At 63.0% G+C, this 23,581-nt stretch carries 26 protein-coding genes; 20 read left to right on the top strand and 6 right to left on the bottom strand.

Going from position 1 to position 23,581, the window contains the following annotated elements; genetic code table 11:
* From oscA to LJX93_RS25615, 11 genes are all read left to right on the top strand, one after another.
* A complete protein-coding gene (gene oscA, locus LJX93_RS25665) occupies window positions 1–183 on the top strand; it encodes a sulfur starvation response protein OscA (protein WP_016489716.1) in 183 nt (60 codons plus the stop codon).
* A gap of 50 nt (window positions 184–233) precedes the next feature.
* Window positions 234–1,241, top strand: coding sequence for a sulfate ABC transporter substrate-binding protein (locus LJX93_RS25660; RefSeq protein ID WP_033702118.1), 1,008 nt, complete (start codon window positions 234–236; stop codon window positions 1,239–1,241).
* A gap of 87 nt (window positions 1,242–1,328) precedes the next feature.
* Window positions 1,329–2,147, top strand: a complete 819-nt coding sequence (gene cysT, locus LJX93_RS25655) for a sulfate ABC transporter permease subunit CysT (protein WP_033702116.1) — start codon at window positions 1,329–1,331, stop codon at window positions 2,145–2,147.
* Window positions 2,148–2,159: 12 nt separating this feature from the next.
* On the top strand, window positions 2,160–3,032 hold the full coding sequence (gene cysW / locus LJX93_RS25650) for a sulfate ABC transporter permease subunit CysW (protein WP_033702114.1): 873 nt from the start codon (window positions 2,160–2,162) through the stop codon (window positions 3,030–3,032).
* Window positions 3,033–3,035: 3 nt separating this feature from the next.
* On the top strand, window positions 3,036–4,025 hold the full coding sequence (locus tag LJX93_RS25645; protein WP_033702112.1) for a sulfate/molybdate ABC transporter ATP-binding protein: 990 nt from the start codon (window positions 3,036–3,038) through the stop codon (window positions 4,023–4,025).
* A 297-nt stretch (window positions 4,026–4,322) separates the two neighbouring features.
* Window positions 4,323–5,123 carry an energy transducer TonB gene (locus tag LJX93_RS25640; protein ID WP_047582127.1) on the top strand — a complete coding sequence of 267 codons (801 nt, stop codon included), beginning with the start codon at window positions 4,323–4,325 and terminating at the stop codon, window positions 5,121–5,123.
* Between the two features lie 40 nt (window positions 5,124–5,163).
* Window positions 5,164–5,886, top strand: a complete 723-nt coding sequence (locus tag LJX93_RS25635) for a MotA/TolQ/ExbB proton channel family protein (protein WP_033702106.1) — start codon at window positions 5,164–5,166, stop codon at window positions 5,884–5,886.
* A 1-nt stretch (window position 5,887) separates the two neighbouring features.
* Window positions 5,888–6,289: an ExbD/TolR family protein gene (locus tag LJX93_RS25630; RefSeq protein ID WP_047582129.1), complete on the top strand. Its 402-nt coding sequence runs from the start codon at window positions 5,888–5,890 to the stop codon at window positions 6,287–6,289.
* Window positions 6,290–6,600: 311 nt separating this feature from the next.
* Window positions 6,601–7,182, top strand: a complete 582-nt coding sequence (locus LJX93_RS25625; protein ID WP_047582131.1) for an alpha/beta hydrolase — start codon at window positions 6,601–6,603, stop codon at window positions 7,180–7,182.
* 64 nt (window positions 7,183–7,246) lie between these two features.
* On the top strand, window positions 7,247–8,077 hold the full coding sequence (locus LJX93_RS25620; RefSeq protein ID WP_095063917.1) for a sigma 54-interacting transcriptional regulator: 831 nt from the start codon (window positions 7,247–7,249) through the stop codon (window positions 8,075–8,077).
* 176 nt (window positions 8,078–8,253) lie between these two features.
* A complete protein-coding gene (locus tag LJX93_RS25615; RefSeq protein WP_047582135.1) occupies window positions 8,254–9,039 on the top strand; it encodes a MetQ/NlpA family ABC transporter substrate-binding protein in 786 nt (261 codons plus the stop codon).
* A gap of 105 nt (window positions 9,040–9,144) precedes the next feature.
* On the opposite strand, the gene LJX93_RS25610 is transcribed toward LJX93_RS25615, so the two are convergent.
* Window positions 9,145–11,508 carry a penicillin acylase family protein gene (locus LJX93_RS25610; RefSeq protein ID WP_227696525.1) on the bottom strand — a complete coding sequence of 788 codons (2,364 nt, stop codon included), beginning with the start codon at window positions 11,506–11,508 and terminating at the stop codon, window positions 9,145–9,147.
* An 86-nt stretch (window positions 11,509–11,594) separates the two neighbouring features.
* Between LJX93_RS25610 and LJX93_RS25605 the strand changes: the two genes are divergently transcribed.
* Window positions 11,595–12,161 carry a sugar O-acetyltransferase gene (locus LJX93_RS25605; RefSeq protein WP_033702094.1) on the top strand — a complete coding sequence of 189 codons (567 nt, stop codon included), beginning with the start codon at window positions 11,595–11,597 and terminating at the stop codon, window positions 12,159–12,161.
* Here LJX93_RS25605 and LJX93_RS25600 read toward each other — a convergent pair.
* Window positions 12,140–12,697: a DUF6436 domain-containing protein gene (locus LJX93_RS25600; RefSeq protein WP_033702092.1), complete on the bottom strand. Its 558-nt coding sequence runs from the start codon at window positions 12,695–12,697 to the stop codon at window positions 12,140–12,142. The two genes, LJX93_RS25605 and LJX93_RS25600, sit on opposite strands and share 22 nt — an antisense overlap.
* A gap of 235 nt (window positions 12,698–12,932) precedes the next feature.
* On the opposite strand from LJX93_RS25600, the gene LJX93_RS25595 reads away from it, so the two are divergent.
* Window positions 12,933–13,859 carry an alpha/beta hydrolase gene (locus tag LJX93_RS25595; RefSeq protein ID WP_227696524.1) on the top strand — a complete coding sequence of 309 codons (927 nt, stop codon included), beginning with the start codon at window positions 12,933–12,935 and terminating at the stop codon, window positions 13,857–13,859.
* On the opposite strand, the gene LJX93_RS25590 is transcribed toward LJX93_RS25595, so the two are convergent.
* Window positions 13,860–14,612, bottom strand: coding sequence for a DUF2059 domain-containing protein (locus tag LJX93_RS25590; RefSeq protein WP_033702088.1), 753 nt, complete (start codon window positions 14,610–14,612; stop codon window positions 13,860–13,862). It abuts the gene before it with no gap.
* Window positions 14,613–14,725: 113 nt separating this feature from the next.
* On the opposite strand from LJX93_RS25590, the gene LJX93_RS25585 reads away from it, so the two are divergent.
* Both LJX93_RS25585 and LJX93_RS25580 read left to right on the top strand, forming a co-directional pair.
* On the top strand, window positions 14,726–15,358 hold the full coding sequence (locus tag LJX93_RS25585; protein ID WP_033702087.1) for a 2OG-Fe(II) oxygenase: 633 nt from the start codon (window positions 14,726–14,728) through the stop codon (window positions 15,356–15,358).
* Window positions 15,345–15,842 carry a DUF523 domain-containing protein gene (locus tag LJX93_RS25580; RefSeq protein WP_033702085.1) on the top strand — a complete coding sequence of 166 codons (498 nt, stop codon included), beginning with the start codon at window positions 15,345–15,347 and terminating at the stop codon, window positions 15,840–15,842. Before LJX93_RS25585 ends, LJX93_RS25580 begins: the two co-directional genes overlap by 14 nt.
* A 6-nt stretch (window positions 15,843–15,848) precedes the next feature.
* On the opposite strand, the gene LJX93_RS25575 is transcribed toward LJX93_RS25580, so the two are convergent.
* Window positions 15,849–16,337: a transporter substrate-binding domain-containing protein gene (locus LJX93_RS25575; protein WP_033702083.1), complete on the bottom strand. Its 489-nt coding sequence runs from the start codon at window positions 16,335–16,337 to the stop codon at window positions 15,849–15,851.
* Between the two features lie 199 nt (window positions 16,338–16,536).
* Here LJX93_RS25575 and LJX93_RS25570 point away from each other — a divergent pair, with 199 nt between their 5' ends.
* Window positions 16,537–17,016 carry a DUF4399 domain-containing protein gene (locus LJX93_RS25570; protein WP_047582145.1) on the top strand — a complete coding sequence of 160 codons (480 nt, stop codon included), beginning with the start codon at window positions 16,537–16,539 and terminating at the stop codon, window positions 17,014–17,016.
* Window positions 17,017–17,097: 81 nt separating this feature from the next.
* Here LJX93_RS25570 and serA read toward each other — a convergent pair whose 3' ends face one another.
* On the bottom strand, window positions 17,098–18,327 hold the full coding sequence (gene serA / locus LJX93_RS25565; protein WP_027592284.1) for a phosphoglycerate dehydrogenase: 1,230 nt from the start codon (window positions 18,325–18,327) through the stop codon (window positions 17,098–17,100).
* Between the two features lie 171 nt (window positions 18,328–18,498).
* On the opposite strand from serA, the gene LJX93_RS25560 reads away from it, so the two are divergent.
* The 4 genes from LJX93_RS25560 to LJX93_RS25545 all read left to right on the top strand — a co-directional run bounded on the left by LJX93_RS25560 (window position 18,499) and on the right by LJX93_RS25545 (window position 22,746).
* Window positions 18,499–19,896, top strand: a complete 1,398-nt coding sequence (locus LJX93_RS25560) for an FAD-binding oxidoreductase (protein WP_156309946.1) — start codon at window positions 18,499–18,501, stop codon at window positions 19,894–19,896.
* Window positions 19,897–19,921: 25 nt separating this feature from the next.
* A complete protein-coding gene (locus LJX93_RS25555; RefSeq protein ID WP_033702080.1) occupies window positions 19,922–20,587 on the top strand; it encodes a fumarylacetoacetate hydrolase family protein in 666 nt (221 codons plus the stop codon).
* A 238-nt stretch (window positions 20,588–20,825) separates the two neighbouring features.
* Window positions 20,826–21,752, top strand: a complete 927-nt coding sequence (locus LJX93_RS25550) for an SdiA-regulated domain-containing protein (protein ID WP_033702079.1) — start codon at window positions 20,826–20,828, stop codon at window positions 21,750–21,752.
* 91 nt (window positions 21,753–21,843) lie between these two features.
* Window positions 21,844–22,746 carry an SdiA-regulated domain-containing protein gene (locus tag LJX93_RS25545; RefSeq protein WP_033702078.1) on the top strand — a complete coding sequence of 301 codons (903 nt, stop codon included), beginning with the start codon at window positions 21,844–21,846 and terminating at the stop codon, window positions 22,744–22,746.
* Between the two features lie 121 nt (window positions 22,747–22,867).
* Here the strand turns inward: LJX93_RS25545 and rpiA are convergent, their stop codons facing one another.
* Window positions 22,868–23,542, bottom strand: a complete 675-nt coding sequence (gene rpiA, locus LJX93_RS25540) for a ribose-5-phosphate isomerase RpiA (protein ID WP_033702077.1) — start codon at window positions 23,540–23,542, stop codon at window positions 22,868–22,870.
* Window positions 23,543–23,581 lie beyond the last annotated feature (39 nt).

Here is a 23,581-nt window from a genome sequence, read left to right as displayed (position 1 = left end):
ATGAGTGCATCTCTGCGTAGCATCGACGGTCAGGACGAAGCCACCATTCTGCGTGAGATCCAGAGCGCCTTGCGCGATCTGCGCTTCGGTGCGGTGGAGATTACCGTGCACAACGCTCAGGTCGTCCAGATCGAGCGCAAGGAGAAGTTCCGCCTGCAACAGCCCGGCAACAAGTCCGGCTGATCGCGCCACACCTTCAAAAAATTAGAAAAATGCCAATCGGGAGCTTCACCATGTCCATCCGCCGTTATGCGCTCGCCGCCCTGGCCAGTGCTGTTTTTGCCGGTTCCGCAATCGCCAAGGACTACGAACTGCTGAACGTGTCCTATGACCCGACCCGTGAGTTGTACCAACAGTACAACGCCGAATTCATCAAGCACTGGCAGCAGTCCCACCCGGACGACAAGGTGAAGATCCAGCAATCCCACGGTGGCTCGGGCAAACAGGGCCGTGCCGTGATCGATGGCCTGCGCGCCGACGTGGTGACCTTGGCCCTGGCCGGCGACATCGACGAAATCGCCAAGCTCGGCAAGACCCTGCCGGACAACTGGCAGACCCGCCTGCCGGACGCCAGCACCCCGTACACCTCGACCATCGTGTTCTTGGTGCGCAAGGGCAACCCGAAAGGCATCAAGGACTGGGGCGATCTGATCAAAAAAGACGTTTCGGTCATCACCCCGAACCCGAAAACCTCCGGCGGCGCACGCTGGAACTTCCTTGCCGCCTGGGCCTACGGCCTGAAGACCGGTGGTAGCGAAGACAAGGCCAAGGCCTATGTGCAAGAGCTGTTCAAGCACGTGCCAGTGCTGGATACCGGCGCCCGTGGCTCGACCATCACCTTCGTCAACAACGGCCAGGGCGACGTCCTGCTGGCCTGGGAAAACGAAGCCTTCCTGGCGCTGAAGGAAGACGGTGGCGCCGACAAGTTCGAAATCGTCGTGCCTTCGCTGTCGATCCTGGCCGAGCCACCGGTGGCCGTGGTCGACAAGAACGCCGAGAAGAAGGGCAATACCGCAATTGCCACCGAATACCTCAAGCACCTGTACAGCCCGGCTGGCCAGAAGATTGCCGCCGAGAACTTCTACCGCCCACGTGACGAGAAGGTCGCTGCCGAATTCGGCAAGCAATTCCCGAAACTGGACCTGGTAACCATCGACAAGGACTTCGGTGGCTGGAAAACTGCGCAACCGAAGTTCTTCAACGACGGCGGTGTGTTCGACCAGATCTATCAGGCCCAGTAATTCTGCGCCTGCGGGAGCAACACCCTTCAGTAGCCTGCACGGGCCCGGCTTAACCGCCGGGCTTCGTGCGTTCAACCAGGGATATTTATGTCACGTCGTATTTCCCCCGTCATACCCGGCTTCGGGCTGACGCTGGGCTACACCTTGGTGTACCTCAGCCTGATTGTGCTGATACCGCTGGCCGCGATGTTCGTGCATGCCGCGCAGCTGACCTGGGAGCAGTTCTGGACCATCATCAGCGCGCCGCGGGTGATCGCCGCGCTCAAGCTGAGTTTCGGCACCGCCCTGTTCGCCGCCATCATCAATGGCGTGATCGGCACCCTGCTGGCCTGGGTGCTGGTGCGCTACACCTTCCCCGGGCGCAAGATCATCGACGCGATGATCGACCTGCCATTCGCCCTGCCGACTGCCGTTGCCGGTATCGCCCTGACTGCCCTGTACGCCCCGGCGGGCTGGGTTGGCCAGTTCGCCACTGACCTGGGCTTCAAGATTGCCTACACGCCGCTGGGCATCACCCTGGCGCTCACCTTCGTCACGCTGCCATTCGTGGTGCGCACGGTGCAGCCGGTACTGGCCGACATCCCGCGTGAAGTGGAAGAGGCCGCCGCCTGCCTGGGCGCGAAACCGCTACAGGTGTTCCGCCATATACTGGCGCCAGCACTGCTGCCCGCCTGGCTGACCGGTTTTGCCCTGGCCTTCGCCCGCGGGGTGGGTGAGTATGGTTCGGTGATCTTCATTGCCGGCAACATGCCGATGAAGACCGAGATCCTGCCGCTGCTGATCATGGTCAAGCTCGACCAGTACGACTACACCGGCGCGACCGCCATCGGCGTGTTGATGCTGGTGGTTTCCTTCATTCTGCTGCTGCTGATCAACCTGCTGCAGCGCCGTATCGAAACCCCTTGAAGGAGGCCGGCTATGTCTAGTTCATCCCTGAGCGCTACTGCCGCCGCCAATGCTGCCCGGCGTGGCAGCGCCACCTCGCGGCGTATTCTGATCGGCCTTGGCTGGCTGGTGTTCGCGCTGTTCCTGCTGCTGCCGCTGGTGATCGTGGTGTCGCAGGCTTTGAAGAACGGGTTTGGCACCTTCTTCGAAGCGATTTTCGAGCCTGATGCGCTGTCTGCGCTCAGGCTGACCTTGCTGGCGGTGGCCATTTCGGTACCGCTGAACCTGGTGTTCGGCGTCAGCGCCGCGTGGTGCGTAAGCAAGTACACCTTCCGCGGCAAGAGCGTGCTGGTCACCCTGATCGACCTGCCGTTCTCGGTGTCGCCGGTGATCGCCGGCCTGGTCTACGTGCTGATGTTCGGCGCCCAAGGCTTCTTCGGGCCATGGCTGCAGGACCACGATATCCAGATCGTCTTTGCCTTACCGGGCATCGTGCTGGCCACCATCTTCGTCACCGTGCCGTTCGTGGCCCGTGAACTGATCCCGCTGATGCAGGAGCAGGGCACCCAGGAAGAAGAGGCCGCGCGCCTGCTCGGTGCCAATGGCTGGCAGATGTTCTGGCACGTGACCCTGCCGAACATCAAGTGGGGCCTGATCTACGGCGTGGTGCTGTGTACCGCGCGAGCCATGGGTGAGTTCGGCGCGGTGTCGGTGGTGTCGGGCCATATCCGCGGCGTCACCAACACCTTGCCGCTGCACGTGGAGATCCTCTACAACGAGTACAACCACGTCGCGGCCTTCAGCGTGGCCAGCCTGTTGCTGATCCTGGCGCTCTTCATCCTGCTGCTCAAGCAGTGGAGCGAGAACCGTATTAACCGCCTGCGCCACAGCGCTGCGGAGGAATAATTCATGTCGATCGAAGTTCGTAACGTCAGCAAGCGCTTCAACAGCTTCCAGGCCCTGGACAACATCAACCTGGATATCCACAGCGGTGAGCTGGTGGCCTTGCTCGGCCCGTCCGGCTGCGGCAAGACCACCCTGCTGCGCATCATCGCCGGGCTGGAAACGCCGGATGACGGCAGCATCGTGTTTCACGGCGAGGATGTGTCTGGCCACGACGTGCGTGATCGCAACGTCGGGTTCGTATTCCAGCATTACGCGCTGTTCCGCCATATGAGCGTGTTCGACAACGTCGCTTTCGGCCTGCGCATGAAGCCCAAGGGCGAGCGCCCGAGCGAGAGCAAAATTGCCGAGAAAGTGCATGAGCTGCTGAACATGGTGCAGCTCGACTGGCTCTCCGACCGTTACCCCGAGCAGCTTTCCGGTGGCCAGCGCCAGCGTATCGCCCTGGCTCGCGCCTTGGCGGTGGAGCCCAAGGTGCTGTTGCTCGATGAGCCGTTCGGTGCCCTGGATGCCAAGGTGCGTAAAGAGCTGCGCCGCTGGCTGGCGCGCCTGCACGAGGACATCAACCTGACCTCGGTGTTCGTGACCCATGACCAGGAAGAGGCCATGGAAGTAGCGGACCGCATCGTGGTGATGAACAAGGGCGTGATCGAGCAGATCGGTTCGCCGGGTGAGGTGTACGAGCAGCCGGCCAACGACTTCGTTTATCACTTCCTGGGTGACTCCAACCGCCTGGCCTTGAGCGAAGGGAACCATGTGCTGTTCCGCCCCCACGAGGTGTCGCTGTCGCGGCATGAGACCGAGGGGCATCACGCCGCCGAGGTGCGCGACATTCGCCCGCTGGGCGCGACGACCCGGGTGACGTTGAAGGTGGAAGGGCAGAGCGAGCTGATCGAAGCTGAGGTGGTCAAGGACCACGATAGCCTGACTGGCCTGGCGCGGGGGGAGACGCTGTTCTTCAGGCCGAAGGTCTGGCAGAAGGTGGCGGATATCTGATCTGTCAGTGAACGAAGAACCCGGGCATGGTCCCGGGTTTTTTATGCCTGATGGATTGCTGAGGCTGCGAAGCCCTCGCAACAATCTGATGCCTAACGCGAATATTTTATATGCCCTGAATGCATCGTCTTTTTCTGACGCCTCTACAGCCCTTGAGGCGCGAGGCTTTGCTAGAGAACATGCTTTTTAATATTCAATATGGTTCTAACCATAATTTTAAATATTACTTTAAGAGATAAGCCTCTGGCCCCGATGATTCAGCCACACACCTGAATCGAGACCCCAGGAGTTTGATCAATGGGTAATGTCCAGACGGCCGTCAGGGCCTACGACCAGCCATGGCGCCCGGCATCCGGCGACCTGGTCGAGCTTGGACGCACGCTTCGTCTTCCGCTTGGCCAGCAGCGCCTGCAACGCACGCCTACCAGCGGCCTGAAGCGCCGCGACAAGTTGGCGTTGGCGTTGCTGGTGCTGGCGCTGCATGGCGCCGCCGCCTACTGGGTCAGCCAGGCACCGACGCCTGAGCTGCCAGTGGTGCCGCCGCAGGTGCCGCCCATGACCATCGAGTTCGCCGCGCCGGCGCCGCCCGTGGTCGAGCCGCCACCCCCCGCCCCCGCGCCGCCGGTGGTCGAGCCACCACCGCCGCCGCCGGTAGTCGACGAGCTGGCAGCCAAGCCCAAGCCCAAGCCAAAACCGGTGCCCAAGCCTGTGGTCAAGCAACCACCCAAGCCGCAGCCGAAACCGGTCGAGGCACCGCCGCCTGCACCGGTGGCAGCCCCCGCGCCGCCAGCCCCCGCGCCACACGCGCCGGCCCCGGTGACGCCGGCTTCGGCCAACGCTGCGTATTTGAAGAACCCGGCGCCGGAGTACCCGCAGATGGCTCAGCGCCGCGGTTGGGAAGGCACCGTGCTGCTGCGTGTCGAGGTACTGCCCAGCGGCAAGCCAGGGCAGATCCAGGTGCAGAAGAGCAGCGGCCGCGATGCCCTGGACGCCGCTGCGCTGGCGGCGGTCAAGCGCTGGAGCTTCGTCCCTGCCAAGCAAGGCGACGTGGCCCAGACCGGCTGGGTCAGCGTGCCGATCGACTTCAAGCTTCGATAACTCTTTTCAACGCATCAGCAGAACATAGGAAGACATCATCATGAGCCTGTTGGCATCCCCCCTCGAATCCGTTGAAAGCGCAGTCATCTGGCTGCTGGTCGGCTTCTCCGTCGTCACCTGGGGCCTCGCCCTGGTCAAGGTCGTGCAGTTCGTGCGGCTGAAGCACCAGGACAAACGCTTCCACCAGCAATTCTGGGCCGCCTCGAGCCTGGACTCGGCCGCCGAAATCAGCCACGAGCTGCCTGGCCCGGCCGCTCGCGTCGCGCAGTCCGGCTATGCCGCCATTGCCGTGGGCGATACCACCCAGGCCAACGACCTCAGCCACGCCATCAATCACCAGGACCGCCTCGAGCGCGCCCTGCGCCAGCAGATCGTGCGCGAGCGCCGTTCGCTGGAAACCGGCCTGGCCGTGGTCGCCAGTATCGGCAGTACCTCGCCCTTCATCGGCTTGTTCGGCACCGTGTGGGGCATCATGGAAGCGCTCAAGGGCATCAGTGCGGCAGGTTCTGCCAGCCTCGAAACCGTGGCTGGGCCTATCGGCGCGGCGCTGGTGGCCACGGGTGTGGGTATTGCGGTCGCGGTGCCTGCGGTGCTGGTCTACAACTACTTCCTGCGTCGCCTCAAGCTGACCGCCGCAGACCTCGACGACTTCGCCCATGACTTCTACAGCCTGGCGCAGAAGAGTGCCTTCCGGGTACTGGTGCACCCGGCGGTGCACAAGGCCCAGGCCGGGTTTACCCAGCCAGTGAAGGAGGCGTCCTGACATGGCCTTTTCGACCCAGGACAGCGACGAAGTCCTCAGTGAAATCAACGTCACGCCGCTGGTGGATGTCATGCTGGTGCTGCTGGTGGTGTTCATCGTCACCGCGCCACTGCTGACCAACGCCATCCCCATCAACCTGCCCAAGACCGAGGCGGTGGCCCCGGTGGAGCAGAAGGACCCGCTGGTGGTGAGCATCGACGGGGCCGGCAAGTTGTTCATCAACAAGGACGAGATCCAGCCGGACCTGCTGGAGACCAACCTCAAGGCGGCCAAGGCCAAGGACGCGCAAGTGCGTGTGCAATTGCAGGCCGACGACGGCGTGAACTACGGCGAAGTCGCGCGTGCCATGGCGGCGATCGAACGTGCGGGCATCAGCAAGCTGGCGGTGATCACCGCGCGCTGATACCCGGCAACCCTCTTCAGGCAAGTACGCTCTATGAGCGCTTATGGGCCACATCTCTTGGCAGGGGTTGGCCCTTTTTTTTGGTTGAGAATGCATTTTGGCGACAAGGAGCTCGCCAGTGAATTTTTAGCGCCTGTCAGATCGAGCGCCGCAACCCCTGAGCCAGGCACCACGACGCCATCACACCATCCCCATCTCAGTCGCTCTGTAAATGAATTTAAGTTATTAATAAATAGCTTCTTATTCCTTTACGAATATAACTGCCTCCCTATACTGGTCTCCAAGCACGCAAACTTACTGGAGGCGTCCCCATGCGCAATGAGTCTATTCGTTACCTGATTGTGCCGGGCTGGCAAGGATCGCCAGACAACCATTGGCAGAGTCACTGGCAGCGCACCCTGCCCAACAGCGCCCGGGTAGAGCAGCTCGACTGGCTGACCCCGCAACGGCGCGATTGGGTGCAGGCCCTGGAGCAGGCGATTACCGCCGAACGCTCGCCGGTGATCCTCATCGCCCACAGCCTGGGCTGCATCACCGTCGCCCACTGGGCTGCCGAGGCCAGCCCGGCGTTGCTGCGCCAAGTGCGTGGCGCGCTGCTGGTGGCGCCTGCGGATGTCGAGCGGCCGACCTGCGCGCCGGCTCTGCGCAACTTCGCGCCGATCCCGATGCAGGCGCTGCCGTTCCCAAGCCAGGTGGTCAGCTCCGACAACGACCCGGCAGTGAGCGTGCCGCGTGCACTGCACCTGGCCCAGGCCTGGGGTGCTGAAGCGGGGTTGCTGACCAATGCCGGGCACATCAACGTCAAGTCCGGCCACGAGCGCTGGGAACAAGGCTTCGCCTACCTGTATCGCCTGCAGAGCCGGGTCGAGCAGCGCGCACTGCGCCGCGCCTGATCGCCCCTACTGATTACCGTTAGCCTGACGCCCGGCCATCGAAGGCCTGGGGCGGGAGTTCGTCATGACCTTTCAAAACCCGTTTGGCCAGCCGCTGCTGACCTTCCCCGAGCTGGACAAGAGCCCGCTGAGCATTCGTGCCAAGGCCCTGGTGTTCATCGACCCCCGTTCGCAACAGCTTCGCCAAGACCTCGAACGCCTGGCGCCACTGCCCTTGCCTGTGCTGATTCGTGGCGAGACCGGTACCGGCAAGGAGTTGCTGGCGCGGCAGATTCATCGCGCCAGTGACCGCAGCGGGCTGTTCGTGTCGGTCAACTGCGCGGCCATCAGCCCGACCTACGCCGACGCCGAATTGTTCGGCTACAGCGCTGGTGCCCACAGCGGCACTGCCAGCAGCCGCGCCGGGTGGTTCGGTTCGGCCAACGGCGGCACCCTGTACCTGGACGAGATAGCCGACTTGCCGCTGGAGATCCAAGGCAAGCTGCTGGCCGCGCTGGAAAACCGCGAAGTGACCCGCGTCGGCGCGCAGCAGCCTCAGCCTGTGGATGTGCGCCTGGTGGCGGCGACCAGCATCGACCTGGCGCGGGTGGTGAAGGCTGGCAGGTTTAATGAGCGCCTGTACCAGTACCTGCGCGAGGGCGCGCTGGAACTGCCCCCCTTACGCGAGCGCCGTGGCGATATTCTGCCGTTGGCCGAGTACTTTGTGGGTATCTACACCGCCCGCCTGCAACGCTCTGTGCCGCTGATCAGCGACGCGGCCCAGCAGGTGCTGGAAGCCCATGCCTGGCCCGGCAACACCCGCGAGCTGGAGAACGTCATCCACTTCGCCCTGCTGGTGAATGACAGCGAAGAGATCCAGCCGGAGGACCTCGACCTGCCCAACCCTGCGTGTTAGACAGCGCTCATAAGCAAAGGCGGTGATGGCAGTTTGTTTTTGGAATAAGCAGCTAATTAAAAGATATTGTTGCGGTATAAGAAATCTCGGTATTGTCCGCTTCACGCCCACCCCACACGGGGCAGGGCACACGACTTCGCCATCGCCGATGGCCCAGATTCAGAACAAGGACCACCATGAAGAAGACCCTGCTGACCACTGCCCTGGCCGCCGCCCTGTCGCTCGCTGGCCTGGCCAATGCCGCCGAAAAACTGGTGGTGGCTGCCACCCCGGTGCCGCATGCCGAGATTCTCGAGCTGATCAAGCCGACCCTGGCCAAGGAAGGCGTAGACCTGCAGATCAAAGTCTTCACCGACTACGTGCAGCCCAACGTGCAGGTTGACCAGAAGCGTCTGGACGCCAACTACTTCCAGACCCTGCCGTACCTGCAGAACTTCAACGAGGGCAAAGGCACCCACCTGGAAACCGTGGTCGGCGTGCACGTCGAACCGTTCGGTGGCTACTCGAAGAAGGTCAAAAGCCTGAGCGAGCTGAAGGAAGGCGCCACCGTTGCCATCCCTAACGAGGGCAGCAACAGCGGCCGTGCCCTGCTGCTGCTGCAGAAGGCTGGCCTGATCACACTGAAAGATCCGAAAAATGCCTTGGCCACCCCGAAAGACATCGCCACGAACCCGAAGAATCTGAAATTCCGCGAGCTGGAATCGGCCATGCTGCCGCGTGTGCTGGATCAGGTTGACTTGGACATGATCAACACCAACTACGCCCTGGAAGCCGGCCTGAACCCGGCCAAGGATGCGCTGGTGATCGAAGGTGCCGATTCGCCTTACGTGAACTTCCTGGTGGCTCGCCCGGACAACAAGGACAGCGACGCCATCCAGAAGCTGGCCAAGGCTCTGACCAGCCCGGAAGTGAAGGAATTCATCGCCAAGAAATACAGCGGTGCGGTACTGCCGGCGTTCTGATCCGGTTGTAGCCCTCCCACACGGTCCAGGTACTGCACACACCTGTGTTCCAGTGCCAATCCTGTGGGAGCGGGCTTGCCCCGCGAATGGGCTGCGCAGCAGCCCTTACTCAGCCGGCAGCAATCTCAAGGTGCTCTGCGCCGGTATCACTCCCATCTGTGCCTTCTGATACTGCCCCTCGATATAGCCCTTGGCCTGGTCCGCATAATGCTGGTCAAACGGCACGCCACTTTGCCCAACCGGGTTGCTCGTCAATGCCTGCCCCGTATCGGCAAAGTCGATCAGCCTTCGCGTCGAAGGCCCATAAGTCACCGGCCATGGCGCCGGCCCGATCTTCGCCGACAGATTGTTGGGCACCTCATGCGTGCCTGGCGCGGCAAACGGGCCGACGTTGAACAGCAGGTTCAGCGGCTTTTTCACGCCGAGCGGATGGTTATGGGTCAAGGTATGGGCCTTGCCCCATTGCCAACTGGCCGGGTCGCTGCCCAGGGTATCGCGCAGGTGCTTCAGGCTCTTCTGCCAGGCGATGCGCACGATTGCCGCACGGTCGGTACGTTCGTTGGCACCTCGGGTGCTCCACCAGGGCGACGCGGCATCCGCTGCCAGGCGGGGCAGGGCGGCATCGATGGCACGGGTGCTGATCAGCACCGGGAACCAGGTGTCGCCCAGTTCGTCATGCAGGGCAGCGAATGCCAGTTCATAGAGAAACTGGTTGAACAGCGTCGCGCTGGTCGAGTCCAGGGGGTAGTCACCGGCCCAGGCGGCCAGTTGCTCGACCAGCTCTTTTTCCTCGTCGCCCTCGGCCACCGCGCGCAGCGTCGCCAGCAACGGGGCAAGGGTGCGCGGGCCATAATCGCTGGTGGTGTCCAGCTGCAAGGCCTGGCTGTTCTGGGTGTCCCACTTCACGTCAGGGTTGGCCAGGTGGCGGTCGAGCTGGCGGCCGCGGTCCGGCAAGTTGTAGTAGCCCGGGACGGGCACGGCCGAGGGCGGCTGATAGTTGGCCGAAACGATGTAGCCGCGTGCCGGGTTCTCTTGCTGAGGGTTGGCACTGAAGGGGTAGAAACCGAGCTTGTCCGCCTGCGGGCTGGCGCCATCGAGGATGAACGTCGGGTTGACGCCTTGCGGGCGGATCGGCAGTTGTGCCGCTGCCCACCAGCCGATATCGCCACGGGCATTGGCCCAGACGAAGTTCAGCCCAGGCGCCTGAACCTTAGCGGCGGCCTCGCGCATATTGCCCAGGGTGTCGGCACGGTTGAGCTGGTAGAACCCGTCGAGAATCGGGTTTTCGGTTTCAAGAAAGGCCCACCACATGGCCACCGGCGTGGTCCCGGCGCTTGCGCCCAGCACCTCGTTGACGATCGGGCCGTGGGGCGAGCGGCGCAGGCTGATGGTGACCGGAGCCTCGCCTTTGACGGCGATGGTCTGTTCAGTCTTTTCCAGTGTTTGCCATGTGCCGTCGATCATCACCTGGTCGCTGTTGGCGGGGTTGGTCCGTTCGGCGATCAGGTCGACGTCATCGTTCTGGAACATGGTCAGGCTCCAGCCGAAGTCGCGGTTGTGCCCGAGTAGTGCGAAGGGGTTCAGGGCCTGGAAGTAGCCGTAGAGGTTGAACCCAGGCGCCGAAAGTTCGGCCTCGTACCACACCGCCGGCACTGCGAAACTGATGTGCGGGTCACCGGCCAGCAGGGGCTTGCCGCTGCGGGTACGGCTGCCGGAAACGGCCCAGGCGTTGCTGCCTTCGAACTGCGGGATACCGGCGTCGTTCAGGGCGTCATGGCTGAGCCGGGCAAGTGCCTCCAGGCTGCGCCAGTCGGCGGCGGCCAAGGGGCTAGCCAAGGCACCCTCGGGCTGCCAGTCGAGGTCGAAGATCTTCAGGTACTGCGGACCAAGCTGGTCGCGGATGTAGGTCAGTGCCGGCTCGGTACGGAACGCGGCGGCGAAACTGTAGGCCAGGTAGCCGGCGATGCTGAGGGTGTCTTCGGCAGTGAACGGACGTGGGGTAATGCCCAGCAGGTCGAATTCGATTGGCTTGGGGTGGCTGGCCTGCCAGCTGTCGATGCCTTCAAGGTAGGCTTGCAAGGCCTGCCAGGCGGGCGATTGACGGTCCAGCCGCTGCACCATCAGTGCCGCCTGATCGCGGATGCGCAGGCTGCGGAACAGGGTATCGGTGGGCAGCAGTTTGTCGCCGAGCACCTCGGCCAGCTCGCCTCGGGCCAGGCGGCGCATGATTTCCATCTGGAACAACCGGTCCTGGACATGCACGTAGCCCAAGGCGCGATACAGGTCCTGTTCGTTCTGCGCCTGCAGGTGCGGCACGCCGCGCGCGTCATAGCGCACACTGACCGGCGCCTGCAGGCCGGCGATCAGCACCTCGCCCTCGCGTTGTGGCAGCTTGCCGTGCACGTACCAGTAACCGGCGCCAGCGGCCACGGCGATCACCACGGCCAACAGGGTCAGGCTGCGCTTCATCGAGACTCCTTGTGCATTCGAACGGAAACTGTGGTCCGATCATCGACGGATTCGCGAACAGAGCATAGCCCTCGAAAGGAGTTTCCATGTCCCTCAGCGAAAAACAGAAAATGCTCAGCGGCCAGCTCTACCACGCAGGCTGCCCCGAGCTGCAGGCCGAGCAGATTGCCAACAAGCACTGGATGCATCGCTACAACAACAGCTTCGAACTGCTCAACGACGCACGTCACAGCCTGCTGGCCGAGCACTTTGGCCAAGCCGGCGAAGGCACGGTGATCCGCCCGCCGTTCTATTGCGACTATGGCTACAACATCAACGTTGGCAGCAATACGTTCATGAACTTCAACTGCGTGATCCTCGATGTGCTGCCGGTGCACATCGGCGACGATTGCCAGATTGGCCCGGCGGTGCAGATCTACACCGCCGACCACCCATTGGACCCTGAGCTGCGCCGCACCGGCCTTGAAAGCGGTCGGCCGGTGACCCTCGGCAACAATGTGTGGATTGGCGGCGGGGCGATCATCCTGCCGGGGGTGACCATTGGCGACAACGCGGTGGTCGGCGCGGGCAGCGTGGTGACGCGCGATGTGCCCGCGGGTGCGGTGGTGGTGGGTAACCCGGCGCGGGTGCGTCAGGCGCCCCAAGGGCAGTAGCAACCCACCGCCAGGGTGTTGGAGGCGGTCACTGGGCGGCCGTCCAGCAACGCCTTGATAATCGGCTCGATGAAGCTGTTGCTGGCGTTGCACACCGCGCCCTCGCTGTAGGGGCCGAAGTAGGCCAGGTGGCCTTGCCGGTCCCAGATGGCCACGGCCGGGGAGGCGGGCAGGTGTTCGCTGCCAGGAAGGCTGGCGAGGGGCTTGAGGGCAGTGAGGTTCGCCGGTAGCTGGCCGTGGCTGCCGGGCTTTTGCAACACATGGAAAGTGACGCCCTGCCCTGTGAACTGGCTGACCAGGTCGCCCAGGTGTTGCTGGTTACCGACATTGCACGGGCAGGCCGGGTCCCAGAAGTGCACGACGCGGATCGGCCCGGGGCCGGCCAGTTGGGGGGGCAGTTGCAGTTGGCTGCCGTCGAACAGGGTGGTCTGGTTGTCGAACGGGCGCAGGTAGCGGGCCTGGAAGGCGTCGTAGGCCAGCCACAGGGTGAGGATGCAGAGCAACAGGGCAAGCAGCTTGATGGCGCGAGAATTCATGAGGGTGTCCGCGGGCCTTTGTAGGAGCGGCCTTGCGTCGCGAACGGGGTGCGGAGCAGCCCCAGCAATGTTGGCGGCGAAGCTGAAATCCTGGGGCTGCTCCGCACCCCGTTCGCGACGCAAGGCCGCTCCTACAAGGACCGATGCCAGGTATTGGTAAGTGATCAAGCTTGCCACGTTGAGGCTCAGAGCTGAATATCACAGATCAATACTCGCTTCGCTCTGGATGTACCCAATGCCCGCTGCCTTACTCCCCGACCTGCTGCGCGCCAGCCTGGCGCCCTTGACCGATCGCCAGCCGTTGTCGGCGCAGGGTCGGGATTACCAGCATTTCTACGGCCTGGATCTGCCTGTACAGCGCTGGCTGGGTGGCTTCCAGGCGGCCGGGTTCGATGTGGTTGGGCAAGTCTGGCTACCGCCGCAGCCGGTGGCCACCATATTCCTGCTGCATGGCTATTACGACCACATGGGCCTCTACCGGCATGTGATCGAGTGGGCGCTGGGCCAGGGCTACGCGGTGATCAGCTGCGACTTGCCCGGGCATGGCCTGTCCAGTGGTGAGCGGGCCAGCATCAGTGACTTCTCGCTGTATCAGCAGGTGCTCGATACGCTGTTCGAGCAAGCACGCAGGCTGGACCTGCCGCGCCCTTGGCACCTGTGCGGGCAGAGTACGGGTGGCGCCATCGTGGTCGACCACCTGTTGCACCGGGGCGAGCAAAGCCCGGCCGACGGACAGGTGATTCTGCTTGCACCGCTGGTGCGGCCCAGTGCCTGGCGGTGGTCGAAGTTCAGCTACTGTGTGCTGCGCCATTTCGTCAACGGTATCGAACGGCGGTTCAGTGAGAACACCAATGACCCGGCATTCCTGACGTTCCTGGAGGCCGACCCGCTGCAACCGCGCCGCCTCCCGACCGCATGGGTCGGTGCACTGATCGCCTGGGTCAAGCGCATAGAAGCGGCGCCACGCAGCACGCGGCGGCCCTTGATCGTGCAGGGTGAGGCGGATGGCACGGTAGACTGGCCCTACAACCTCGAAGTGCTCAAGGCCAAGTTCACCGAGCCGCAGATCCTGATGCTGCCCGACGCGCGGCACCACCTGGCCAATGAACTGCCCGGCATTCGCCAGCGTTACTTCGCCTTCATCGACCAGCGCCTTGGCTGATCACTTGAGGTCGGCAGCGCTCTGGCCCACCGCCAGCCCCGCGCGCACCGCCGCCAGTGCCGCCTGGTAATACGCCTTGCCTTCGGCCGATTCGGCGAAGGTGGCAAACGCTTCAAGCTCGGCGTCGGACAAGTCGCGGTAGACATACAGCAGGGTATTGTTGAGGTCTTCGCCGATCTGGTTCATCAGCCGCTGGCGCTGGCCGTCGAGCAGGCCCTGGGCCTGACCGCCGCCGAACAGGCCGGGGATCATCGAGCTGAGGCTGTCGGCGGCGACGCCGGCAATCGCCAGGCTGACTTCGGCACCCGCTTCGCGGGCTGGCAACGCCTGGGCCAAGTGGCCGATGAGCAGCAAGCGGTCGTCGCTGGCCTGGATCTTCGGCAGGCCCTTGGCATGCTTGGCCAATTGGTCCTTGCGCGTGGCCTGCAGTTCGGCGGCCACCACCTTGCGGCCCAGCGGCGACTGGAAGAAGGCCAGCGCGGGTGCGGGGTTGTTCAGGGTGGCGCGCAGTTGCGCCTGGGCACGACGGTCCACGGCCTGGGCCTGGAAGCGCTGATTGCTGTTGTTGACCAGCGCTTGGTAGACCGCAGGCGGCAGGCTGTTGCGATAGCGTTCCTGGGCGGCGCTCAGGGCATCGTTGAAGTGGGCGCGCTGGTCGGGCCAGCCGGCGGCCTTGTACAGTTGATCCAGGTTGTCTGCCCAGACAGGCATGGCGCAGATCATCAGCAGAATCAGGGAAAACAGACGGCGCATTCAGGACTCCTGTCGGCAGGCTGCCATTGTCCTTGTCCCAGCGTCGGTTTGTCGAGATACCTGCGCGCTTCTCAGCCAAGTGGCGCTGTGCGAGTGCAGGGCTAATGGATATGATGCGCGCCATGCACACCTCCCCTGAACACCCGATGCTTGCGGCCGTCGTCGACGATCTGGCCACCCATGGCTGGTCCCAGCAGGCGCTCTTTCTGCCTGCCGACCTGGTGCGCGCGCTGGCGGCCGAGTGCCGACGCCGTGATGCCGAAGGCGAACTCAACCCGGCTGGGGTCGGGCGCGGGGCTTCACAGGAGGTACGCGAGGCGATCCGCGGCGACCAGATCCAGTGGATCGACCCCGGCCAGGCCGCAGCCTGCGACCAGTACCTGGCAGCCATGGACCAGCTGCGCCTGGCCATCAACCAGGGGCTGTTTCTCGGCCTGGAAGACTTCGAATGCCATTTCGCCCTGTACCCACCAGGGGCGTTCTACCGCCGTCACCTGGATCGCTTCCGTGACGATGACCGGCGCATGGTCTCGGCGGTGTTCTACCTGAACGAGGGTTGGCAGCCGCAGGATGGCGGCCAGTTACGCATGTTCCTGGCCAATGGTGTCGAGCACGATGTGCAGCCTGTGGCCGGCTGCCTGGTGGTGTTTCTGGCGGGCGATGTGCCCCATGAGGTGTTGCCGGCCGGGCGTGAGCGCCTGTCATTGACCGGCTGGTTCCGCAGGCGTGGCAATGACCCGTTCTGAGCTGCCGAAGGTACTGGTCAGCGCTTGCCTGCTGGGGCAGCCGGTGCGCTATGACGGCCGCGCCAGTGGCCACCCGGGCCTGTTGCAGTGCTGGCAGGGCGAAGGGCGGGTGGTGCCGTTGTGCCCGGAAGTGGCCGGCGGCCTGCCGACCCCGCGCCCGCCTGCGGAGATCCCCGGCGGACAGGGCGGCGAGGTGCTCGACGGCCAGGCACAGGTGTTGACGGTAACCGGTGAGGACGTCAGCGACGCCTTCCTGGCGGGTGCTCAACTGGCATTGGCGCTGGTGCGCCGGCACGGGATTCGGGTCGCGGTGCTCAAGTCCGGCAGCCCCTCGTGTGGTAATCGCCTGACCTACGATGGCACCTTCAGTGGGGTGAAGGTGCCGGGGGAAGGGGTGACCACGGCCTTGCTGCGGCGCGAGGGGGTGCTGGTGTTCAGTGAGCTGGAGCTGGATGAAGCGCAGCAGGCACTGGCGAACGTGTAGGCGCGGTCACTGGCCTGCAGCCGTCTCCTGTACACCCTTGAACCACTTCTGCTCAAGCTCCGCCGTGCGCCCGCTGTCCTTGAGGCGCTGCAAGGCGTTGTTCACCGCGCTCTCGAATGCCGGGTTGTCCTTCTGGAACGGGATGACCAGCTTTTTCTCGCCAAAAGGCTGGCTCAGGTCGAACGGTGTATCGGCTTTGGGCGCGTTGTCCGACGGGGTCAGGGTGATGTCGTACTTGCCACTTTCGACACCTGGCAGCACTTCGGCCGCAGGTGTTTCGATGAACTCGGCACGCAGGTCCAGTTGGTTGGCCAACGCTTGGCCGAAGTCGATTTCAAAGCCCGTCAGGTGGTCGTTTTCCTTGAACGCATACGGCGAGTTGTCGGCCTGCACGGCAATGCGCAGTTCGCCCCGGTCGGCGATTTCGTCGATCAGCTCGGCTTGAGCCAATGGCGTGATCAGTACTGCCAGCAGTACACCTATGGTCGAACGCATGTAATGCCCCTTTATCCTTTGGCAAATGAATAACTTTCGCCACGACTTTCTTCCTCGTCGTGGTCGAGCGCAGCCTATGACCTTGAAGCCTTGGCGAGGTTTAACCCTAACTGAAATATTTCTCTTTGTGGGCTATGGTGAACTACCGCCGCCGATCGTTTGCAGGTGGCGGTCAATAAGTGAATCACAGGAGAAGTGAATGAACAGCCTATTTTCGCGTGCTGCCGTAGCCGGTCTGCTGATGGGGGCCTCGGTGTTCGCCAGTGCTGCGGATGCCCTGAAGAGCCAGGAGCCGCCCAAGGATGCCAAGGTCTTCATCGTTTCCCCCGCCGATGGCGCTACGGTCGACAAGACCTTCACCGTCAAGTTCGGCATCGAGGGCATGGGGCTAAAACCTGCGGGTGACCAGACCCCGCATACCGGGCATCACCATTTGCTGGTGGATGTCGACAAGCAGCCGGTGGCCGACATGCCGCTGCCAACCAGCCTGATGCCGGAGAACAACGCGCCGCTGCCGGCCGGCCCGCAAGTGCTGCACTTCGGCAAGGCACAGACCGAGGCGACCATTACCCTGACGCCGGGTAAGCACACCTTGCAGCTGGTGCTGGGTGACCAGTATCACGTGCCGTTCAAGCCGAGCGTTGAATCGAAGAAGGTCACTGTCACTGTGAAAGAGTGAAAAAGGCCTGCGCAGCAGGCCCAGGATCCAAACGAAAAAGGGAGGCCACCAGGGCCTCCCTTTTTCATGATGCAGTGAAACTTAGAACAGTACGCGGGAGCGGATGGTGCCCTTGACGTGCTGCAGCTTCTCCTGCGCCAGGTCCGAGTATTCGGCGTCGACGTCGATTACCACGTAACCCACTTTCTCGTTGGTCTGCAGGAACTGACCGGAGATGTTGATGCCGTTCTCGGCGAAGACCTTGTTGATCTCGCTGAGCACGCCTGGGATGTTTTCGTGGATGTGCAGCAGGCGGTGTTTGCCTGGGTGCGCCGGCAGGGCAACTTCCGGGAAGTTGACCGAAGACACCGAAGTACCGTTGTCGCTGTACTTGACCAGCTTCTCGGCAACTTCCAGGCCGATGTTGGCCTGGGCCTCTGCGGTGGAACCACCGATGTGCGGGGTCAGGATCACGTTGTCCAGGCCGCGCAGCGGGCTTTCGAACTCTTCGTCGTTGGAGCGCGGCTCGACCGGGAATACGTCGATGGCGGCGCCGATCAGGTGCTTGTCCTTGATCGCGGCGGCCAGGTGATCCAGCTCGACCACGGTGCCGCGGGCGGCGTTGATCAGGATCGAACCCTTCTTCATCGCGCGGATTTCCTTCTCGCCGATCATCCACTGGGTGGATGGCAGCTCAGGCACGTGCAGCGACACGATATCGGCCAGGCCCAGCAGCTCGTGCAGGCTGGCGACCTGTACAGCGTTGCCCAGCGGCAGCTTGGTCAGCGGGTCGAAGAAGTAGACCTGCATGCCCAGGTTCTCGGCCAGGACCGACAGTTGGGTGCCGATCGAGCCGTAGCCGACGATGCCCAGCTTTTTGCCGCGGATCTCGAAGGAATTGGCCGCGCTCTTGATCCAGCCGCCACGGTGGCAGGAAGCGTTCTTCTCAGGGATGCCGCGCAGCAGCAGGATGGCTTCGGCCAGCACCAGCTCGGCCACCGAACGGGTGTTGGAGTACGGTGCGTTGAACACGGCGATACCGCGCTCGCGGGCCGCTTCCAGGTCGACCTGGTTGGTACCGATGCAGAAGCAGCCAACCGCGACCAGCTTCTTCGCGCAGTCGAAGATCTCTTCGGTCAGTTGCGTGCGCGAACGGATGCCGATGAAGTGGGCATCGGCGATCTTTTCCTTCAGCTCGGCTTCCGGCAACGAACCAGTGAGGTATTCGATGTTGGTGTAGCCGGCAGCCTTGAGGGTATCGACCGCGTTCTGGTGCACACCTTCAAGAAGAAGGAACCGGATCTTGCTCTTGTCGAGAGAAGTCTTGCTCATCTGCGTAAACCTGTATCCCGGAGAAAAAATGGCGAGGGGTGATGCTAGGCGCGGCATCGGCCTTAGCATGAACAGCGGGAGGGCTATGCTAGCATACGCGACACAATCTGAGCTTATCCCGACAGGTGAAGAGTGCTCAGGGTGACTATGAATAAGTCGAGAGTTCCAGCGATGAAGCACCCCGCTGTTATTGATGAACTGATGACCCTTGTCGACCCTGGCAAGGTCCTGACCGACGCGGCTTCCCTCGAAGCCTATGGCAAGGACTGGACCAAGCATTACCCGCCCGCGCCGACTGCCATTGTGTTGCCCAAGACTGTCGAGCAAGTGCAGGCGATTGTGCGCTGGGCCAATGCGCACAAGGTGGCCTTGGTGCCATCTGGTGGGCGCACCGGGCTTTCCGGTGGCGCAGTGGCCGCCAATGGTGAAGTCGTGGTCGCCTTCGACTACATGAACCAGATTCTCGATTTCAATGCCTTCGACCGCACCGTGGTCTGCCAGCCAGGGGTGATCACTCGGCAGCTGCAGGCCTATGCCGAAGAACAGGGCCTGTATTACCCGGTGGACTTCGCCTCCAGCGGCTCCAGCCAGATTGGCGGCAACATCGGTACCAATGCCGGCGGGATCAAGGTCATTCGTTACGGCATGACCCGCAACTGGGTGGCCGGGCTGAAAGTGGTCACCGGCAAGGGCGAGCTGCTGGAACTGAACAAAGACCTGATCAAGAACGCCACCGGCTACGACCTGCGCCAGCTGTTCATTGGCGCCGAGGGCACGCTGGGCTTCGTGGTCGAGGCGACCATGCGCTTGGACCGCGCCCCGCGCAACCTAACCGCCATGGTGCTGGGCACGCCGGACTTCGACTCGATCATGCCGGTGCTGCATGCCTTCCAGGGCAAGCTCGACCTGACCGCCTTCGAGTTCTTCTCCGACAAGGGCCTGGCCAAGATCATGGGCCGTGGCGACGTGCCGGCGCCGTTCGAGACCGATTGCCCGTTCTATGCGCTGCTGGAGTTCGAGGCCAGTACCGAGGAGGTCGCCAACGAAGCCTTGGCTACCTTCGAGCACTGCGTCGAGCAAGGCTGGGTGCTGGACGGGGTGATGAGCCAGAGCGAAACCCAGCTAAAAAACCTGTGGAAGCTGCGCGAGTACTTGTCCGAAACCATCTCGCACTGGACACCGTACAAGAACGACATTTCCGTCACTGTGTCGAAAGTGCCCGCGTTCCTGCGTGATATCGACGCCATCGTCGCAGAGCATTATCCGGACTACGAAGTGGTCTGGTACGGCCATATCGGCGACGGCAACCTGCACCTGAACATCCTCAAGCCCGACGCCATGAGCAAGGATGACTTCTTTGCCTCGTGCGCCAAGGTCAACAAGTGGGTGTTCGAAATCGTCCAGCGCTACAACGGCTCGATCTCCGCCGAGCATGGTGTGGGCATGACCAAGCGCGACTACCTGGGCTACAGCCGCTCGCCCGAAGAAATCGCCTGCATGAAGGCAATAAAGGCCGTCTTCGACCCTAACGGCATCATGAATCCGGGTAAGATCTTCGCACCCGTATAAAAAGCAGTATCCAGAGGAGTCGGCCATGAGTTACCAGCACCAGTACGTAGACGGCACGCGCATTCACTTCCCGATGGGCAAGGTGGTGTGCATCGGCCGCAACTATGCCGAGCATGCCAAGGAACTGGACAACCCCATCCCCAGCGAGCCGTTGCTGTTCATCAAGCCGGGTAGCTGCGTGGTGCCGCTGGAAGGTGGTTTCAAGATCCCGACCGACCGTGGTGTCGTGCACTACGAGGCCGAGATCGCCGTGCTGATTGGCAAGCCGCTGTCCACCCGCCCGACCGAAGAGGAGGTGCTCGACGCCATCTCCGGTTTCGCCCCGGCGCTCGACCTGACCCTGCGCGACGTGCAGGCCAAGCTCAAGGAAAAGGGCCTGCCGTGGGAGCTGAGCAAGAGCTTCGACGGCGCCTGCGTGCTGCCGCCGTTCGTTTCGGCGTCCAGTTTCGAGGACGTGACCGACATCCCGGTGCGCCTGACCCTCAATGGCGAAGTGGTGCAGGACGGCACCAGCGCGATGATGCTCAACCCGATCGTGCCGATCATCCAGCACATCGCTGCGCATTTCTCGCTGCAGGCCGGTGACGTGATTCTGACCGGTACACCCGCTGGCGTAGGCCCGTTCAATGTCGGTGATGAGCTGGTGCTGGAACTGCCGGGTGTCAGCCGCTTCGAAAGCCGGGTGCTCTAACCTGGCACCGCCTTGTGTAGGAGCGGCCTTGCGTCGCGAACGGGCCGCAAAGCGGCCCCTCGATTTCAGCGTCGCCGCCAATATCCCGGGGCTGCTTCGCACCCCTTTCCGACCGGTCCGGCGCCCCGGCAAGGCCGCTCCTACACACACCGATGTAATCTGGCGGGTTTTTACCGTTTTTTCACACGGCATCTGGATAATGCGCAAACCTTCGCCCATTCACCCAGGATAACTCTGCATGGCATTGCCTTCCGGCGCCCCCGTTTCTGCAAAGCCCAAGCGACGCTTCTACCTGCGCTGGCCCTTTGGCCTGGCAGTTGCTGCGGTCATCGGCTATGGCGTCGCCGTGGCCATGCACTGGGATGACCGCGGGGCGCTGTGGGTCCAGGAAAGCTTTGAAAGCACGGCCGAGCAGAGCGAGAGCGTGTGGTTGCCGGCCTACCAGGTCGATATCGACGCCAAACCTCTGCCGGGCATGGACGATGACGAAGCCTCGGACATCGCCTTCAACCCGCAAACCCGCACCCTGTTCGCCGTCATGGGCAAGAACCCGTTCCTGGTCGAGCTGAGCCTGGACGGCAATGTGCTGCGCCAGATCCCGCTGCACGGCTGGAACAACCCGGAAGGGGTGGCGGTGATGGAGGGTGGGCACCTGGCGATCGTCGACGAGCGGCTGCACGACCTGACCGTGGTCAAGGTGGATGCGCACACCACAGCGCTCAACCACGGCGATTTCCCAAGCTACGACCTGGGCAAGTCGGTGAAGAGCAACAAGGGCTTCGAAGCTGTGGCCTGGGACCCTTTGCGCCAACGCCTGGTGATCGGCGAAGAGCGCCCGCCCAAGCTATACACCTGGAGTACCGATGGCCGGAGCCCGCTCAAGGGCGACAAACAGCCGCTGCCCAGTGATGAACTCGACCTGCGCAACCTTTCGGCCCTTGGCGTGGACCCGCGTACCGGGCACCTGCTGGTGCTGTCGGCAGACTCCAACATGTTGCTGGAGCTGGATGAGCAGGGCCAGCAAGTGAGCTTCATGACCTTGCTGGGTGGTTTCAACGGCCTTGAAGACACCATTCCGCGTGCCGAAGGCGTGGCCATGGACGACAAGGGCAACCTGTACATGGTCAGCGAGCCGGCGCTTTTCTATCGTTTCAAGAAAAACTGACACGATCATCTGATTTTTCGGATGATGGCATTAAGCTTTAGTTCAGTTGTTCGTGGTTAGATTCGTCACCCCTTCGTCGAGTCTGCCTCAAATGCGTCGTTTTCTTCGCCTGTCACTGATCCCAGCCTTCATTGGCCTGCTCTTGCTCGGTTGGGCCGGGCAAGAGTTTCGCTTGTTCGAGCGGGGCTGGTTCAACCTCAAGACCTGGTGGCAGCCTGCCGAACAAGGCATTGGCCTGGACCGCTATCGGGTAGTGGTCGAGGCGCAGCCTGTCGAGGGGCTGGATGACGACATTTCGGCCCTGACCTACGACCCCGACCGCAAGACCCTGTTCACCGTCACCAATGCACGCTCGGAGCTGATCGAGCTGTCGCTGGACGGCCGCATCCTGCGGCGGGTGCCGCTGACCGGCTTCGGCGACCCGGAAGCGGTGGAGTACGTGGGGCCCAACAGCTATGTGATCACCGATGAACGCCAGCAGCGGCTGATTCGCGTGCGCCTTGATGACGACACGCTGTTCCTCGATGCCGGCGATGCCGAGCAGTTGACCCTGGGCATTGGCCTGAACGGCAACAAGGGCTTCGAGGGGTTGGCTTACGACTCGGCCGGTAAGCGCTTGTTCGTGGCCAAGGAGCGTGACCCGATGCTGATCTACGAAGTGCATGGCTTCCCGCATGAAAACCCAGAGCAGCCTTATGCCGTGAATGTGGTGCAGGATCGCAAGCGTGATTCGCGTTTGTTCGTACGGGATCTGTCCAGTTTGCAGTTCGATGAACGCAGCGGCCACCTGCTGGCGTTGTCGGACGAATCGCGGCTGGTGCTGGAGCTCGACGTGAAGGGCAGGCCGCTGAGCACCCTGTCGTTGCGCAAGGGGTACCAGGGGTTGAAACAGACGGTGCCGCAGGCGGAAGGGATCGCCATGGACGAAGCCGGGACCATTTACCTGGTCAGTGAGCCGAACCTGTTCTATGTGTTCAAACAGCCGGCAGATTGAATGGCCTTGAGGGCCGCTTCGCGGGGCAAAGCCCGCCCCACAGACGCCCCCGCTGGATTGAAAAGGCGGGGATCTATGGGCGCGGCGGTTCGGCGATCCGACTTGCCCCGCGAAGGAGGGGTTACTCGGCCTTCAGGCTCTGCACGCCTTCAGCGGTGCCCAGTAGCAGCAGGTCTGCCGGACGTGCCGCGAACAGGCCGTTGGTGACCACGCCGACGATCGCATTGATCTGCGCTTCCAGCTCGACCGGGTTGGTGATCTGCAGGTTGTACACATCCAGGATCACGTTGCCGTTGTCGGTCAGCACGCCTTCACGGTACACCGGGTCACCGCCCAGTTTGACCAGCTGGCGCGCCACGTGGCTGCGGGCCATCGGGATCACTTCGACCGGCAGCGGGAAGGCGCCCAGCACCGGCACCAGCTTGCTGGCATCGGCGATGCAGATGAAGGTCTTGGCCACGGCCGCGACGATCTTCTCGCGGGTCAGGGCCGCGCCACCGCCTTTGATCAGGTTCAGGTGCGCGTCGCTCTCGTCGGCACCGTCGACATAGAACTCCAGCTCGCTGACGCTGTTCAGCTCGTAGACCGGGATGCCATGGCCCTTCAGACGCTGGGCAGTGGCCTCGGAGCTGGCGACCGCGCCATCGAAGGCGGTCTTGTGCTGAGCCAGGGCGTCGATGAAGAAGTTGGCGGTCGAACCGGTACCGACGCCGACAACGCTCTTTTCATCCAGCTTGGGCAGAATGAAGTCGACAGCGGCCTGGGCGACGGCCTGTTTGAGTTGGTCCTGGGTCATGCGGGCTCCGAGAGGGGCGGGGGAGGTTTCAAAGGGGCT

Origin of the sequence: Pseudomonas sp. HN2-3, from assembly GCF_020691745.1 — a bacterium.
GTDB classification, from domain to species: Bacteria; Pseudomonadota; Gammaproteobacteria; order Pseudomonadales; family Pseudomonadaceae; genus Aquipseudomonas; species Aquipseudomonas capeferrum.
The sequence above is the reverse complement of the archived record's forward strand: the minus strand, read 5'-3'. Positions and strand labels throughout refer to the sequence as shown.

Excerpts from the sequence above, each read along its gene's own strand:
- oscA (WP_016489716.1), top strand. The coding sequence starts at position 1 with ATGAGTGCATCTCTGCGTAGCATCGACGGTCAGGACGAAGCCACCATT.
- LJX93_RS25645 (WP_033702112.1), top strand. The coding sequence starts at position 3,036 with ATGTCGATCGAAGTTCGTAACGTCAGCAAGCGCTTCAACAGCTTCCAG.
- LJX93_RS25635 (WP_033702106.1), top strand. The coding sequence starts at position 5,164 with ATGAGCCTGTTGGCATCCCCCCTCGAATCCGTTGAAAGCGCAGTCATC.
- LJX93_RS25660 (WP_033702118.1), top strand. The coding sequence starts at position 234 with ATGTCCATCCGCCGTTATGCGCTCGCCGCCCTGGCCAGTGCTGTTTTT.
- LJX93_RS25560 (WP_156309946.1), top strand. The coding sequence starts at position 18,499 with ATGAAGCACCCCGCTGTTATTGATGAACTGATGACCCTTGTCGACCCT.
- LJX93_RS25610 (WP_227696525.1), bottom strand. The coding sequence starts at position 11,508 with ATGAAGCGCAGCCTGACCCTGTTGGCCGTGGTGATCGCCGTGGCCGCT.
- LJX93_RS25580 (WP_033702085.1), top strand. The coding sequence starts at position 15,345 with ATGACCCGTTCTGAGCTGCCGAAGGTACTGGTCAGCGCTTGCCTGCTG.
- LJX93_RS25630 (WP_047582129.1), top strand. The coding sequence starts at position 5,888 with ATGGCCTTTTCGACCCAGGACAGCGACGAAGTCCTCAGTGAAATCAAC.
- cysT (WP_033702116.1), top strand. The coding sequence starts at position 1,329 with ATGTCACGTCGTATTTCCCCCGTCATACCCGGCTTCGGGCTGACGCTG.
- LJX93_RS25595 (WP_227696524.1), top strand. The coding sequence starts at position 12,933 with ATGCCCGCTGCCTTACTCCCCGACCTGCTGCGCGCCAGCCTGGCGCCC.
- LJX93_RS25600 (WP_033702092.1), bottom strand. The coding sequence starts at position 12,697 with ATGAATTCTCGCGCCATCAAGCTGCTTGCCCTGTTGCTCTGCATCCTC.
- LJX93_RS25550 (WP_033702079.1), top strand. The coding sequence starts at position 20,826 with ATGGCATTGCCTTCCGGCGCCCCCGTTTCTGCAAAGCCCAAGCGACGC.
- LJX93_RS25570 (WP_047582145.1), top strand. The coding sequence starts at position 16,537 with ATGAACAGCCTATTTTCGCGTGCTGCCGTAGCCGGTCTGCTGATGGGG.
- LJX93_RS25615 (WP_047582135.1), top strand. The coding sequence starts at position 8,254 with ATGAAGAAGACCCTGCTGACCACTGCCCTGGCCGCCGCCCTGTCGCTC.
- LJX93_RS25640 (WP_047582127.1), top strand. The coding sequence starts at position 4,323 with ATGGGTAATGTCCAGACGGCCGTCAGGGCCTACGACCAGCCATGGCGC.
- LJX93_RS25575 (WP_033702083.1), bottom strand. The coding sequence starts at position 16,337 with ATGCGTTCGACCATAGGTGTACTGCTGGCAGTACTGATCACGCCATTG.
- cysW (WP_033702114.1), top strand. The coding sequence starts at position 2,160 with ATGTCTAGTTCATCCCTGAGCGCTACTGCCGCCGCCAATGCTGCCCGG.
- LJX93_RS25590 (WP_033702088.1), bottom strand. The coding sequence starts at position 14,612 with ATGCGCCGTCTGTTTTCCCTGATTCTGCTGATGATCTGCGCCATGCCT.
- LJX93_RS25605 (WP_033702094.1), top strand. The coding sequence starts at position 11,595 with ATGTCCCTCAGCGAAAAACAGAAAATGCTCAGCGGCCAGCTCTACCAC.
- LJX93_RS25585 (WP_033702087.1), top strand. The coding sequence starts at position 14,726 with ATGCGCGCCATGCACACCTCCCCTGAACACCCGATGCTTGCGGCCGTC.
- LJX93_RS25545 (WP_033702078.1), top strand. The coding sequence starts at position 21,844 with ATGCGTCGTTTTCTTCGCCTGTCACTGATCCCAGCCTTCATTGGCCTG.
- LJX93_RS25625 (WP_047582131.1), top strand. The coding sequence starts at position 6,601 with ATGCGCAATGAGTCTATTCGTTACCTGATTGTGCCGGGCTGGCAAGGA.
- LJX93_RS25620 (WP_095063917.1), top strand. The coding sequence starts at position 7,247 with ATGACCTTTCAAAACCCGTTTGGCCAGCCGCTGCTGACCTTCCCCGAG.
- serA (WP_027592284.1), bottom strand. The coding sequence starts at position 18,327 with ATGAGCAAGACTTCTCTCGACAAGAGCAAGATCCGGTTCCTTCTTCTT.
- LJX93_RS25555 (WP_033702080.1), top strand. The coding sequence starts at position 19,922 with ATGAGTTACCAGCACCAGTACGTAGACGGCACGCGCATTCACTTCCCG.
- rpiA (WP_033702077.1), bottom strand. The coding sequence starts at position 23,542 with ATGACCCAGGACCAACTCAAACAGGCCGTCGCCCAGGCCGCTGTCGAC.